This window comes from Sphingomonas sp. 8AM (genome assembly GCF_902506455.1).
Lineage (GTDB): Bacteria > Pseudomonadota > Alphaproteobacteria > Sphingomonadales > Sphingomonadaceae > Sphingomonas.
The window spans coordinates 478,904-492,191 of record NZ_LR733844.1; the positions used below are offsets into that span (position 1 = coordinate 478,904).

Consider the following 13,288-nt stretch of genomic DNA (forward strand, 5'->3'; position numbering starts at 1 on the left):
ATCCTCTCCCGTCGCCCGCCCGAAATGAGGCGGTATCTCAAATGCAGATCAGCCTAGGCGGCGCTTACCCACCCTTCAAGTTCACGTGCCAGTAACGTCCGCAGCATCGCAATGCCCGCGGCGCCGTCATTCAGGCACGGCAGATAGGCGAAATCCGTCCCGCCGGCCGCGACGAAGCTCTCATGCCCCCGGATCGCCAGCTCCTCGAGCGTCTCGAGGCAGTCGGCGGAAAAGCCCGGGGCGAGGATCGCGACCTTGCGGATGCCCTGCGCGGGCATCGCCTCCAGCGTGGTGTCGGTGGCGGGCTCCAGCCACTTGGCGCGGCCGAAACGCGACTGGAAGGCGACGGTCAGCGGGCGGCCAAGCGCCTCGCCGAGCAACCGCGCGGTCTTGCGGCAATGGCAATGATACGGATCGCCGAGTTCCAGGGTCCGTTGCGGCATGCCATGGAAGCTGGCGACGATCGCGTCGGGTGCGAAGTCGAGCGTGGCCAGCGCGTCGGTGACGTTGCGCGCGAGCGCGTCGATATAGACGGCGTCGCCGTAATAAGGCGGGAGCGTGCGGATCGCGGGCTGCCAGCGCATCTTCGCCAGCGCCAGAAACGCCTTGTCATTGGCGGTCGCGGTCGTCGCCGCGCAATATTGCGGATAGAGCGGCGCGAGCAAAATGCGTTCGCACCCGGCGTCCTTCATGGCTTGAAGGCGGTCGCCGATCGCGGGATTGCCGTAGCGCATCGCCCAGTCGACCAGCACCTCCGCTCCGAACGCGTCCTTGAGCGCCAGCGCCTGCGCGCGGGTTACCGCCGCGAGTGGCGAGCCCTGGTCGGTCCATACCTGTTGATAGGCGTGCGCCGACTTCTTGGGACGTGTGGTGAGGATCGCGCCGCGCAGGATCGGCTGCCACAGCAGCTTCGGGATTTCCACGACGCGGCGGTCGGAGAGGAACTCCGCGAGATAGCGGCGCACCGCGCGGGTGTCCGCCGCATCGGGGGTGCCGAGGTTGACGAGCAGCACGCCGATGCGCGGCCGGGGAATGGACGGGTGATCAGGGGGAAGCATCACACGCTCCTGAACGGCAAATGGCGCCACCGCGTTCCGCCGGCGGCGAACAGTGCGTTGGCGATCGCGGGGGCGACGGCGGGGACGCCGAGATCGCCGACGCCGCCGGGGTCGGCGGTCGAGGCGATCAGCTCGACGGTAATTTCTGGCGCGTCGGCGAGCGTCGGGAGCCCGACGTCGCCATAGCGGCGGATACTCGCCAGCCCGTTCCGATAGCTTGCCGCCGCGCCTTGCGTCGTCGCCGCGCCGAAGATCAGCCCGCCCTCGATCTGCTGGCGGACGATGTCGGGGTTGATCGCACGGCCGCAATCGACCGCCGCGACCAGCCGGTCGACGCGCGGGCGACCGGCAGCGTCGAACCCGGCCTCGGCGAGCACCGCGATCATGCTGCCGGCCATGCGATAACAGGCGATCCCCTGCCCGCTGCCCGGCACGCCGCCGCTCCACCCCCCGAGCGCCGCCACCGTCGTCAGGCAGCGCGCCAGCCGCGGCTCGCCACCGAGCAGGCCGACGCGGTACGACATCGGTTCGGTTCCGGCGACGCGTGCCAGTTCGTCGAGGAAGCATTCGGTGAAGAAGGCGGTGTAGCCGTCCGCGCCGCCGCGCAGATGCCCGGTCGGCAGGTCGAGCGCGACCGGGTGATGCCAGACCTCCGACGCGCCGACGCGGTACGGCGGCGTCGCGCCGCGCATCGCATAGCTGTCCGCGCCCGCGGGCAGCGCGGAGGCGAGCCGCCGCAGCGGATCGTCGGGCAGGAGCCGTGCGGCGAGGTCGCGCCCGGTCGCCCCCACCGCGATCCGCGCGCGCCAGCCAAGGATCGCGCCATTGGGGGCGAGCCGTGCCGCCATCCGCGCACGCGCCGGGGCACGCACCCGGTCATGGAGCAACGCCTCACCGCGCGACCACGCCAGTTGCACCGGGCGGCGCAGCTCCTTCGCGAGGATCGCCGCCTGTTCGACGACATCGACCTCCAGCGCCACGCCGAACGATCCGCCGCTCAGCATCGGGTGGAGGATCACCTGCGCCTCCGCCACGCCGATCGCACGCGCCGCCGCCGCACGGGCGAGTGAGGGGGCCTGCGTCGCGGCCCATAGTTCCAGCCGCTCGTTCTGCCAGTGCGCGGTCGCGGCGGGTGGCTCGACCGCGGCGTGGAGTGCCGGCGCGACTTGGTATTCGGCCTCAATCAGCCGCGCGCCGGCAAAGACCCCGTCGACGTCGTCGGTGCTGGCGACGCGATGGCCATCGGCATCGAGCGCCGCGCCGAGCGCGCGGTCGATCGCCGCGTCGTCGGGCGGAACCGGTCCTTCGAAGCGGGGCGCGAGCGCGTCCACTGCGCGGTTGGCGGCCCACCAATTGTTCGCGACCGCCGCGATCCAGCGATCGTTGCGGACGACGTGGAGCATCCCCGGCACCCGTTCGGCCGCGGCGACATTCGCCGAACGCAGCCGCGCGTCGCGGTGCGGCGCCTGGCGGATGCTCGCGAACACCATGTCGGGCAGCCGCACGTCGGCGACGAAATTGGCCGAGCCATCGACTTTTGCGGGCACGTCCAGCCGGGGCAGCGCCTCGCCGGTCAGCCGCCCTTCGTCGCCGATCCGGTACGGCAGTTCGGCGGGTATGCTGCCCGACGCCGCGGCCTCCGCCAGTTCGCCGAAGCGCAACCGCCGGTTGCCCTGCACGACGAAGCCGTCGGCGGTGGTGCAGTCGCGCCAGTCGACGTCCCAGCGCCTTGCCGCCGCCTGACACAGCAGCACGCGCGCCGTCGCGCCCGCCTCGCGCAGCGGTGCCTCGAAGCGACGCACCGAGGTCGAGCCGGCGGTGAGCATCAGCGCGTCGCGGGTCCAGTGCTCGTCTTGCAGCCGCTCGGGCACGCCCGTGAACCCGTCGCCGAACAGCCCGTCGGCGGCGAGCGGGTTGGCATAGAGTGGCGATACCGGCGCGGCCTCGACCCCGACCGTTCGCCAGTCCGCGCCGAGTTCGTCGGCGACGATCTGCGGCAGCGTCGTGAACACGCCCTGTCCGTGCTCGCATTGCGGGACCGCGACGATGATCTTCCCGTCGCGCGCGATCTTCAGAAAGGCGTTGAAGACGCGCTCGTCGGGCGCGGCGGCGAGATTGGGCAGATAGGTGCGCGGCCACGCCGCCCAGGCCACGACCAGCCCCGCGCCGACACCACCGGAAACGAGAAGCCTGCGCCGCGTGATCTCCGCCATACGCCGGGGGTTAGCGGGCGCGAGGGTGTGGCGGAAGGGGTTTGTCGGCGATGGTTACGCCAGCGTGTGGCGCGGCGGCGCGGGCCAAGCAACGAGTCGATCGAGATCAGCCGCGCATACTATTTCTAACCGGCTGTATCCAATAATTTGACGGCCTTCACTTGCCTCTTGAGCAAATCGGATGAACGATGCAAGATTAGGAGACTGTTGCAAGCTTGGCCGCCAAGATTACTTACATGCATTCTGTACATTCCTTCGCGGCCGGCTGCCGCTTTTCTGACAGCTGACGTATGCGGAGCCTTGTCCTTCAGAACGTCGTGGCGGCGGGGATCGCAGCGGCGTGGATGCAGGTTGCGCCAGTGACACAGAACCTTGCCTCGTCGATCACTGGCCAGTCGGTCATCCATGCCGGCATCGACTATGACAGCGAGGGCGGCACGCTCCGCTCGTGCCGGCTGCGACGGCCGACCGGCGACCGGGACGTCGATACTGCCATCTGCGAGCTGGTGCGGCGCTGCGTGGCGGAGACGCCGTCCAGCGACGGGCAGACGGGCGCATGCGTCAGGCACCGGATTGCCCAACTCGCGACGCTGGTCGATCAGGGCCTGCTCAAGACACCGACCGACCAGAGCGGCGATGGCGCGTTGGACGAGGTGACCGTCACGGCGGTCCGGTCGCCGCCCCCGCAGGCCGGCCAGTGGCGCTTTTCCGAGACGGGCACGCGCCAGCAGATCGCCGGGGGCAATTACCGGGAGCTGTTCAAGATGGTCAGCCTGCCGCCGCGATACTGGCGGCTGTGCATCAGGGACGACCAGCTCACCGCGATGCTGGCGGCGATGCTGCGTGAGGATCGGTACCGCACCACGGCGTCGCCGTGCAGCTGGACCGTCACACCGCGGGTCGACCATTTCGAGGGCACGCAAAAGTGTACGGTCCGGAACGCGCTGCTGCGCGGCAGGCTGACCGGCTCAAACGACGCAACCAGCTTCTCCGCGGCGAAGGAGACGCGGATCACCACGCTTTCCAGCGGTTTGAGGCTCGGCGGTCACGCCCCGCTCGATGCCTCGATGCCGTCGTCGCGGGAGCGCACGGCCGATGCCGACGACGGCCGCGAAGGCGGTCGCGGCGATCCCGCGCTCGGACCGCCGGCCTTCCTCGAACGCACCGTCGTCGAGGGGCATCGGATCGGCACATGCTGACCGGCGGGGCGGGACAGCCCGGATCGCGTCCATCGCTCCCCGATCCGGGCCAGCCCCCGCAAGCGAGGCTTGTCGGACCGGTGACCGGACACGCTATGGGAGTGCGATGCGAAACCTGCCCGCCCTGCTCGCCCCCGCGCTGCTTGCGCTCCTGCCCGCAATGTCCCTCGCCGCACCGGGCGCCGCCGCCTCGACGCGCGCGATCGCCGCACTCGGCTCGTGGCGCGCGCAACCGCATGCGTCGCTCGACGACCTGCGGCTGCGGCTGCCGTTGAGCCGCGAGGAGGCGGAGCGCGCGTGGGGACGGCTGGCCCTCGACCGCCAGCGCGAACTGACGATCCGCTATGCCGACGCAGTCAAGGCGCAGAAGCTGACGATCGGCGACAAGACGCTGCGCTGGACCCACAAGGATTTCGGCAATGCCGCGCCCGGGCAGCGCAGCCTGTGGATCTCGCTGCACGGCGGCGGGAACGCGCCAGCCGAGGTCAATGACGGACAGTGGCAAAACCAGCTGCGTCTCTACGAGCCGGCCGAGGGCATCTATCTCACGCCGCGCGCGCCGACCGATACGTGGAACCTGTGGCACGAGGCTCATATCGATCCGCTTCTTCAGGAATTGATCGACGCGCAGGTGGCGGTGAACGGGGTCGACCCGGACAAGGTGTTCCTGATGGGCTATTCGGCGGGCGGCGACGGCGTCTGGCAGCTCGCGCCGCGGATGGCGGACCGCTTTGCTGCCGCAGCGATGATGGCGGGGCACCCGGGCGACGCCTCGCTGCTGCCGCTGCGCAATCTGCCGTTCGCGATCTTCGTCGGGGGCGACGATGCCGCCTACGACCGCAACAAGCTGGGCGCGGAGAAGGCGGCGGAACTCGACCGCCTCGCCGCCGCCGATCCCGGCGGCTATGTTCATATGTCGCGCATCTATCCGAGGCTGCCGCACTGGATGAATCGCAAGGACGCCGAGGCGGTGCCGTGGATGGCGCACTACCGCCGCAATCCGTGGCCGGCGCGGGTGATCTGGGTGCAGGACGACGTGCGCAGCGATCGCTTCTACTGGCTGAAAATCCCGGCTGCGGCGACGGTGAAGCCGGGCGATACGATCACCGCGAGCGTGGTTGGCCACACAATCACGCTGAGCGGCGCGGTTCCGGCGGGCACCATGTTGCGGCTGTCCGACCGGCTGCTGGACCTCGATCGTCCAGTGCGCGTGGTGGTGAACGGCCGCACGGTCCATAACGGCAAGGTGCCGCGCACCGCCCGGGCGATTGCGGAGTCGCTGCGCGAGCGGTTCGACCCGAATGCGGTGGCGACCGCGTCGCTGACGGTGGGATAGGCTGAGGGCACTCCTGCCCGTGGCCGTCATCCCGGACTTGATCCGCAATCCCGCTTCTTGCCTTGGGTGTAAGGAAACCGAAGGATCGAGCCTGTCTTCTGATCGATCGTTCGAGAGGAAAAGCGGGATCCCGGATCAAGTCCGGGATGACGAAGGGCACGCGTGATCCGTGAGGCTCGATCTGGCCGATCCAATCGCCGACTTCATCCTCGGCAATTACGACCGGCTGCGCCTCAGCCCGCCACCAACGCCGCATAGGTGTCGCGCAACGACCGTTTGTCGATCTTCTCCGTCCCCAACCGCGGCAGCGGATCGGGGCTGAGCCACAGCCGTTGCGGGACCTTGAAGGCGGCGAGATGCTCGCCGAGGAACGCGATCAGCGCCGTATCGCTGGTGGAATCCGGGTCGGCGAGGTGGACGACCGCGCACGGTACTTCGCCGAGTCGCTCGTCCGCCATCCCGAACACCGCCGCCTCGGCAACCGCACCATGCGTGTAGAGCGCCGCCTCGACCTCAAGGCAGCTGATATTCTCGCCACCGCGGATGATGATGTCCTTCTTGCGGTCGACGATGAACAGATAGCCGTCGGTATCGAGATAGCCGAGGTCGCCGGTGCGGAAGAAGCCGTCGGCGGTGTAACAGGCCGCGGTGTCGGCGGGGCAGCCCCAATAGCCCTCGAAACACGCCGCCGAGCGGATGCCGATCTCGCCTACCCCGCCCAACCGCACCTGTTGCCCGGCGTCATCAAGGATAGCGAACTCGACGAGCGGCGCGGAGGCACGTCCGGTCGAGGCGGGCTTGGCGAGATAGTTGCTGCGCCAGTTGCCCGCGCCGACCGCGTTGGTCTCGGTCAGCCCATAGCCGATCAGCGGCGAGCCGGGCAGTTCGGCGTCGAGCCGCCGGACGTGCTCGACCGGGCGCGGCGCGCCGCCGGCCGCGAAGTCCGTGACGGTCGACAGGTCATAGGCGTCGCGACGCGGATGGTTGAGCATTTCGAGGCTCATCAGCGGCACCCCGACGAAATAGGTGACCTTCTCGCGCTCGATCAGCCGCATCGCTTCCTCGGCGTCCCAGCGCGACATCAGCACCAGCTTGCGCCCCATTGCGAAGCTTTGCAGGAAGGTCGGCACCATCGCGGTGACGTGGAACAGCGGGACGTTGAGCAGCGTCGCGGGTTGCGCGGCCATCGGCTTGCCGTCCTGCGCCGAGATCGCGAGCATCATCATCGCCGAGGCGAGGAAGTTGAAGGTGCCCTGCACGACCTGGAAATGCGTCGACAGCGCGCCGCGCGCGCGCCCGGTCGACCCCGAGGTGAAGAGGATCGTCGCGTGATCGTCGGTCTCGACCGTCGGCAGCGTCGCGCCCCTGGCACGGGCGAGCAGCGCATCGAGCGCCTGTTCGAGCGGGAGCGTGTCGTCGAACGGCTCGACCGGCACAATGCTGTCCGCGAGCCGCCTGGCGCGTGGCGGGTCGGCAAGGATCAGCGACGGAGTCGATTCTGCTATTGCCGCCGCGAGTTCCTCGGCCTGCCACCAACCGTTCAGCAGCGTCGCGACACCCCCCGCCATGACGATCCCCATGTAGAGGACGATCCACGCCGCCGAGTTGCGCGCGGCGAGCGCAACACGGTCGCCGGGCGCGATCCCATAGCCGTCGACCAACGCCTGTGCGACGCGAGTCGCGGCGTCATGTGCCTGCCCGAAGGTCAGCCGCTCGTCGCCACAGACCAGAAAGATCTTGTCGCGATGCTCGGCGCAGAAGTGTGCGAAATAGGCCGGCAGCGTCGGCGGCGCGGTGGCGATGCACGGCAGGGTGCGGCCGAAACGCGCAATCGATCCCAACGCGAGCGGACCGCCCTCCCCCGTCAGGGCGGCCATCGTGGCATCCATGCGTGCGTCAAGCTCGGTCCGCATCACTCTCTCCGCTTGGGTTTGTCTTATTCGCCCCTTATGGAGGCGCGATTCACGAGGGGAAAGCCTTGATCCTGCCCGCGCTCACGGCTGCCGTAGCGGCAAGCCACATACATTTTTCCGATCTGGGGCTGCACCCCGACGTCTTCTCGATCGGGGTGTTCACGCTGCGCTGGTACAGCCTGGCGTATATCGCCGGAATCGTCATCGGCTGGTGGTATCTGCTCAGGTTGCTCGACCAGCCGGGCGCCCCGATGGCGCGGCGTCATGCCGACGATCTGGTCTTCTACGCGACGCTGGGGATCATTCTCGGCGGGCGGATCGGCTATGTGCTGTTTTACGCCCCCGAGATGCTGACGCGCCCCTTGTCGATCCTGCGATTGTGGGACGGCGGTATGTCGTTCCACGGCGGGGTGATCGGCACCTCGCTGGGGCTGATCTGGTTCGCGCGCAAGCATGGGCTCAACTGGTTGCGCGTGCATGATTATGTCGCGGCTTGCGTGCCGTTCGGGCTGTTCTTCGGGCGGCTCGCCAATTTCGTGAACGGCGAACTGTGGGGCAAGCCCGCCGACGTGCCGTGGGCGATCGTGTTCGAGCGGACGGTGCCATTCGGCGTGCCCGAGCCGGCGCGCCATCCCAGCCAGCTGTACGAGGCGGGGCTGGAGGGCATCCTGCTGTTCGCGTTGCTGTGGTTCTTCTTCTGGCGCACCGATGCGCGCTACCAGCCGGGCAAACTGGTCGGCCTGTTCCTGACCGGTTACGGCCTCGCCCGCTTCACCGCCGAGTTCTTCCGCGAGCCCGATGCGCAGCTCCGCCAGTTCGCCGAGGCGACCGGGCTCCACATGGGTCAATGGCTGTGCGTGCCGATGATCGTCGCCGGGCTGTTCCTGATCCTGACCGCACCGGGTCGCCGCACGCGCGTCGAGCCGATCGCCGGCCCGGACGCGGTCGCCTGATGAGCGAAGCCGGGTCCGGACCGCTGCTCGCGGAACGACTGGCGCGCGCCATCGCGCTGGGCGGGCCGATTCCGGTCAGCCAGTTCATGGCCGCCGCCAACACGCATTATTACGCGACGCGCGACCCGCTGGGCGCGGGCGGCGACTTCACGACCGCACCCGAGATCAGCCAGATGTTCGGCGAGCTGATCGGCGCGTGGGCAGCGGATCTGTGGGAGCGCGCCGGGCAGCCGGCGGTGGCGTGGGTCGAGGCGGGGCCGGGCCGGGGCACGCTGAGCGCCGATGCGCTGCGCGTGATGGCGCATGCCGGACTGACCCCGCCGGTCCATTTCGTCGAGACGAGCGCGACGATGCGCGCGGCGCAGTCCGAGCGGGTGCCGGGCGCGACCTGGCACGATTCGATCACGACGCTGCCCGAGGACGTGCCGCTGATCGTGGTCGCGAACGAATTCTTCGACGCGCTTCCGATCCGCCAGCTCGTGAAGCGGGGGCAAACGTGGCACGAGCGACTGGTGGCGTGTCAGGACACGTTGTTCCTGCCGATCGCCGGAACCAGCGTGCCCGACACGATCATCCCGCCCGCGCTGGCCTCCGCCGCATCGGGCGCGATCGTCGAGACATCGCCGACCAGCGTCGCGATCATGGCCGACCTGTCGGCGCGGATCGTCGCGCAGGGCGGCGCGGCGCTGGTGATCGACTATGGGTATGACGGGCCGGCCGTCGGCGACACGCTGCAGGCGGTGCGTGGCCATGCGTATGCCAATCCGTTCGAGGCGCCGGGCGAGCAGGACCTGACCGCGCACGTCGATATGGCGACGCTGCGACTGGTCGCGAGCGCGTCGGGCGCGGCGACGTTCGGCACGACCGCGCAAGGCGCGTTCCTGCGCACATTGGGGATCGACCAGCGCGCCGCGGCGCTGGGCGAGAGGGTGGCCGGCGATCGTCGCCGGCTGGTGGACGACATGGGGGAGCTGTTCAAGGTGATTGCACTGACACATCCAAACTGGCCGCAACCGGCGGGGTTCGGGGCATGACACGCCGTGCCACCATGCGCCGCGCCACCGCGAAGGATGCCGCCGATCTGGCCGGCGTCGCGCGCGCGACCTTCACCGAGACGTTCGGGATGCTGTATTCGGCCGCCGACCTCGCCACCTTCCTCGAACAGCATACGCCCGAGGACTGGGCGCGCGAGATCGCCGACCCGGCCTATTCGGTCGCGGTGGTCGAGGAAGGGCATATCGTCGTCGGTTATGTGAAGCTCGGCCCGCCGCGTCTGCCGTTCACGCCCAAGGAGGGCGCGATCGAGTTGCGGCAATTCTATCTGCTCCAGCCTTGGCAGGGCGCGGGCATGGGGCCGAAGATGATGGACTGGGCGCTGGAGGAAGCGCGCGCGCGCGGGATGCGCGAGATGTACCTGTCGGTCTTCGTCGACAACGAGCGCGCGCGGCGCTTCTACGCCAAGTACGAGTTCAAGGACGTCGGCCGTTACGCCTTCATGGTCGGCGATCACGAGGACACCGATGTCGTGATGCGGCGCGCCTTGTGACGCAGCCGGTGCCGTTCCGCGCGGCCCTGCTGGACGGCGTGGCGCACGGCTTCTTCGGACGACAGGGCGGCGGGTCTGCGGGGATCCATGCCGGGCTGAACGTCGGGCTCGGCTCGGCGGACGATGACGAAGTGGTGCAGGCGAACCGCACCGCCGCGGTCGAGGCGGTCGCGCCGGGATCGTGCTTGCTGACGCCCTATCAAATCCATTCCGCGACCTGCGTGACGGTCGACGCACCCTTTTCCGAGCGGCCGCAGGCGGATGCGCTGGTCACCGATCGCGCCGGCCTGTCGATCGGCGTGGTGACCGCGGATTGCGCGCCGGTGCTGCTCGCCGACGGCGCGGCGGGGGTGGTCGGCGCAGCGCACGCCGGGTGGAAGGGTGCGCTGGCCGGGGTTACCGATGCGACGATCGCCGCAATGGTCGCCCGCGGCGCGCGGGCGGAGCGGATCGTCGCGGCGGTCGGGCCGTGCATCGCGCGCGCCAGCTACGAGGTCGATGATGCCTTCCGCCGCCGCTTCGAGGAAGCGGACGCGGCCAACGAGCGGTTCTTCGCCGATGCGCGCGCCGGCCATCACCGCTTCGATCTGGAAGGCTATGTCGTCCACCGGCTGGCGGCAGCAGGGGTGACCCGCGTCGCTGCGCTGGGGCTAGATACCTATGCCGACGAGGCGCGATTCTTTTCATATCGCCGCGCCACGCACCGCGGCGAACCGGATTACGGCCGGCAGATCGCGATCATCGCGCCCGCTGCCTAGCCCGTCGCCCCTGGGTCGGGGAGGACAGGCTGGCCCCGGTGACATTCTTCGCCGGGATCGTTCCGCCGTGCCGCCGGTTGGTGCGGCGACACGGGAGAACGATCATGGCCGACAATATTGTGCGCGACGAGCTGCGCGAGGGCCCGACCTTTAACCGGAAGGCGAAGCGACCGATCAAGGGCGGGCTTTATTATCTCGCGTTTCTACTGGTCGCCGCGATCCTGATCCTGTTTTACGCGGGCAATTTGATCTGAACGCCGCGGCGCTGACGCAGCGCGGCGCCGACCAGACCGAAGCCGAGGATCATCATCGCCCACGTCGCCGGCTCCGGTACCGCGCCGGTGATACCGTTCAGCGAAAAGCCGATCGAGCGATCATACTTGTAGGCCTGCGTGCCCAGGCCGATCACTTGCGCATCGGCAGTAGCGAAGCCGGTACGTGGCAGCGTGTTGACCGACACCTTGTAGCTGGTGTTCGCCTGGAAGGTCTTCGTCGCGGTCGCAGCGGCGGTATAGTCGGCGAGCGTGCCGGCGAAGACCAGCGCGTCGTTCGCGCCCTGATAGATGTTGATATAGTCGAGCGCGCGGCTGGCGAGCGCCCCGGTGCGCGTGTCGATGTCGGTCGCCGCGGCGATATAGCCGATGTTGAGCAGCCCGGTCTGGTTGAGAAGGAACGTGGTGACCGCCGCGTGCCCGATCGACGCCGATGCCGATGCCGCCGCCGAGGACGACGCCGTCGACAGATCGTCGGTGAAGCGCGCGACCCAGCTGTCGGGCGAAACGGTCGTCACGAAGGTCTGGCCACTGCCGGTCGCGGTAGCGACGGCACCGCCGGTGAAGCTGCCCGACACCGCGGCCTTGTTCGTACCCTGACCCGTGAACGAGCCACTGCCCGACTTGGGAGTCGCATCCTGATCGCGCGTCCCGGCATCATCCTTCTGCTGCGCGCCGAGCAACAGGTTGACCGAGAAATCGACCGCGCTGCTCGACACGACGGTCGCCGCATAGGACGGCGCCGCCACCGTCACCGCCGCAGCCGTAAGTGCTGCCCGCATAACGAATTTCATGCTCGTTTCCCCCAAAATATCCAATGTCTGGCCCTGAGCTGAACCATCGGGGATGCCTTTAGGTTTTATTAAGGAGTCGTTCCCTCATCTATTTGGAGTAGGCGGCAGTATAGAACGACCTACATTACCCAAAACGGGACAGCAGCTGCATGAGTTCTGCCTGCCGCGATGTATGCGTCTTGGCAAATATCTGCCGCAAATGCACACGGATAGTATTTATCGTGATCCCGAGCGCCGCCGATGCTTCCTCAAGCGTGCGCCCTGAAAATAATTCTGCCGCCAGATCCGCTTCGCGGGTCGTCAGGCCGAATGCGGCGCGCCACAGCCCGACCCGCGGCGTCGGTGTGGCGAGCGGGTCGAGCAGGGTCAGCAACACCGCCGCGCGATCGGGCACCAGCGCGCGCCGCTCCGCCACCAGCGGCCACGCGCAGAGCACATAGCCGGCGCGATCGTCGGCGCGCTCGATTCGCGTGGCCGCCGCACTCGCACCGTGCGCTGCGGTTGCGCGATCGAGCAGCGCGGCCAGCCGCTGCTGGCTCGCAGCGTGCGTCGCGAACAATCGCCCGTCACGAACGCGCAGGCCGTCGTTGCGGCGCAGCGCCGCCTCGAAATCGGGCGTGGCGCGCAGCACCACGCCCTGGTCGTCGAGCAGCGCGGCGGGCTCGCCGCTCGCATCGAGGCGCGCGCGCCACCATTGCTCGCGCAGCTTCTCGGCATGGAGCACTCCGAAGGCGAGCGTCTGTTCCAGCGTTCCGGCCAGGGAGGCGAGCCGCCGCCATTGCTCGTCATCGATCTCGCCGCGTGTCACGTCGTTATGAACGGACAGCCCGCCGACCCAGCGACCGTCGCCGATCACCGCCGCCGAGGTGACGAAATGGCGGGTGCGGCTGTACGCCTCCATCCAGCGCAAATAGACGGCGACCTGCGGATCGTCGCGGTCGAGGACGTCGGTGTCGCGATAGAGCCGGCTCCGCTGGAGTTGCGCGACGACCGGCACCTGCGGGTCGAGCAGGTGCATCCCGTCCGCGGCATAGCGGACCGGCGCGGCCGGATCGACGTGGTGGATCGCGTTCCACGTCAGCACGCCTTTTGCGCGATCGACCATCGCCAGATAGCCTGCCACCCCGCCGATCCACTCCGACGCGCGGCGCAGCCACGGCGTCCAGCCCTCCGCCCCGTCGTCCATCGCCGCCAGATAGGCGCCGTGGATCAGCGCCTCGCGTTCGTCGTCCATGCCGCCCCCCAG

Annotated in this window: 12 protein-coding genes; 7 read left to right on the forward strand and 5 right to left on the reverse strand. The window is 68.9% G+C overall.

Features of this window, described 5'->3' with window-relative positions; all coding sequences use genetic code 11:
• Positions 1–53: 53 nt before the first annotated feature.
• Entirely contained in the window at positions 54–1,058 is a 1,005-nt protein-coding gene (hemH, locus tag BACI71_RS02355; protein ID WP_159754564.1) for a ferrochelatase, read from the reverse strand.
• On the reverse strand, positions 1,058–3,271 hold the full coding sequence (locus BACI71_RS02360) for a xanthine dehydrogenase family protein molybdopterin-binding subunit (protein ID WP_159754567.1): 2,214 nt from the start codon (positions 3,269–3,271) through the stop codon (positions 1,058–1,060). Before BACI71_RS02360 ends, hemH begins: the two co-directional genes overlap by 1 nt.
• Positions 3,272–3,561: 290 nt before the next feature.
• On the opposite strand from BACI71_RS02360, the gene BACI71_RS02365 reads away from it, so the two are divergent.
• Positions 3,562–4,470: a hypothetical protein gene (locus tag BACI71_RS02365; protein WP_159754570.1), complete on the forward strand. Its 909-nt coding sequence runs from the start codon at positions 3,562–3,564 to the stop codon at positions 4,468–4,470.
• Positions 4,471–4,576: 106 nt separating this feature from the next.
• On the forward strand, positions 4,577–5,806 hold the full coding sequence (locus BACI71_RS02370) for an alpha/beta hydrolase (RefSeq protein WP_159754573.1): 1,230 nt from the start codon (positions 4,577–4,579) through the stop codon (positions 5,804–5,806).
• Positions 5,807–6,039: 233 nt separating this feature from the next.
• Here BACI71_RS02370 and BACI71_RS02375 read toward each other — a convergent pair whose 3' ends face one another.
• A complete protein-coding gene (locus BACI71_RS02375) occupies positions 6,040–7,719 on the reverse strand; it encodes a class I adenylate-forming enzyme family protein (protein WP_201297274.1) in 1,680 nt (559 codons plus the stop codon).
• 65 nt (positions 7,720–7,784) lie between these two features.
• On the opposite strand from BACI71_RS02375, the gene lgt reads away from it, so the two are divergent.
• The 5 genes from lgt (at position 7,785) to BACI71_RS02400 (ending at position 11,230) form a co-directional block, all read left to right on the forward strand.
• Positions 7,785–8,672, forward strand: coding sequence for a prolipoprotein diacylglyceryl transferase (gene lgt / locus BACI71_RS02380; RefSeq protein WP_201297275.1), 888 nt, complete (start codon positions 7,785–7,787; stop codon positions 8,670–8,672).
• A complete protein-coding gene (locus BACI71_RS02385) occupies positions 8,672–9,706 on the forward strand; it encodes a class I SAM-dependent methyltransferase (RefSeq protein ID WP_236552782.1) in 1,035 nt (344 codons plus the stop codon). Before lgt ends, BACI71_RS02385 begins: the two co-directional genes overlap by 1 nt.
• Positions 9,703–10,218, forward strand: a complete 516-nt coding sequence (locus BACI71_RS02390; RefSeq protein WP_159754576.1) for a GNAT family N-acetyltransferase — start codon at positions 9,703–9,705, stop codon at positions 10,216–10,218. Before BACI71_RS02385 ends, BACI71_RS02390 begins: the two co-directional genes overlap by 4 nt.
• Positions 10,215–10,976 carry a peptidoglycan editing factor PgeF gene (pgeF, locus tag BACI71_RS02395; protein ID WP_236552783.1) on the forward strand — a complete coding sequence of 254 codons (762 nt, stop codon included), beginning with the start codon at positions 10,215–10,217 and terminating at the stop codon, positions 10,974–10,976. Before BACI71_RS02390 ends, pgeF begins: the two co-directional genes overlap by 4 nt.
• A gap of 104 nt (positions 10,977–11,080) precedes the next feature.
• On the forward strand, positions 11,081–11,230 hold the full coding sequence (locus BACI71_RS02400) for a hypothetical protein (protein ID WP_159754579.1): 150 nt from the start codon (positions 11,081–11,083) through the stop codon (positions 11,228–11,230).
• On the opposite strand, the gene BACI71_RS02405 is transcribed toward BACI71_RS02400, so the two are convergent.
• Complete coding sequence (locus BACI71_RS02405) at positions 11,209–12,042, reverse strand: PEPxxWA-CTERM sorting domain-containing protein (RefSeq protein ID WP_236552784.1); 834 nt, start codon at positions 12,040–12,042, stop codon at positions 11,209–11,211. The genes BACI71_RS02400 and BACI71_RS02405 overlap by 22 nt on opposite strands.
• A 124-nt stretch (positions 12,043–12,166) precedes the next feature.
• On the reverse strand, positions 12,167–13,276 hold the full coding sequence (locus tag BACI71_RS02410; protein ID WP_159754582.1) for a helix-turn-helix transcriptional regulator: 1,110 nt from the start codon (positions 13,274–13,276) through the stop codon (positions 12,167–12,169).
• Positions 13,277–13,288 lie beyond the last annotated feature (12 nt).

What these genes read in the sequence shown, in the direction of transcription:
- BACI71_RS02385 (WP_236552782.1), top strand. Translation starts at nt 8,672, where the DNA reads ATGAGCGAAGCCGGGTCCGGACCGCTGCTCGCGGAACGACTGGCGCGC.
- BACI71_RS02405 (WP_236552784.1), bottom strand. Translation starts at nt 12,042, where the DNA reads ATGAAATTCGTTATGCGGGCAGCACTTACGGCTGCGGCGGTGACGGTG.
- BACI71_RS02390 (WP_159754576.1), top strand. Translation starts at nt 9,703, where the DNA reads ATGACACGCCGTGCCACCATGCGCCGCGCCACCGCGAAGGATGCCGCC.
- BACI71_RS02370 (WP_159754573.1), top strand. Translation starts at nt 4,577, where the DNA reads ATGCGAAACCTGCCCGCCCTGCTCGCCCCCGCGCTGCTTGCGCTCCTG.
- BACI71_RS02400 (WP_159754579.1), top strand. Translation starts at nt 11,081, where the DNA reads ATGGCCGACAATATTGTGCGCGACGAGCTGCGCGAGGGCCCGACCTTT.
- BACI71_RS02360 (WP_159754567.1), bottom strand. Translation starts at nt 3,271, where the DNA reads ATGGCGGAGATCACGCGGCGCAGGCTTCTCGTTTCCGGTGGTGTCGGC.
- BACI71_RS02375 (WP_201297274.1), bottom strand. Translation starts at nt 7,719, where the DNA reads ATGCGGACCGAGCTTGACGCACGCATGGATGCCACGATGGCCGCCCTG.
- hemH (WP_159754564.1), bottom strand. Translation starts at nt 1,058, where the DNA reads ATGCTTCCCCCTGATCACCCGTCCATTCCCCGGCCGCGCATCGGCGTG.
- BACI71_RS02365 (WP_159754570.1), top strand. Translation starts at nt 3,562, where the DNA reads ATGCGGAGCCTTGTCCTTCAGAACGTCGTGGCGGCGGGGATCGCAGCG.
- BACI71_RS02410 (WP_159754582.1), bottom strand. Translation starts at nt 13,276, where the DNA reads ATGGACGACGAACGCGAGGCGCTGATCCACGGCGCCTATCTGGCGGCG.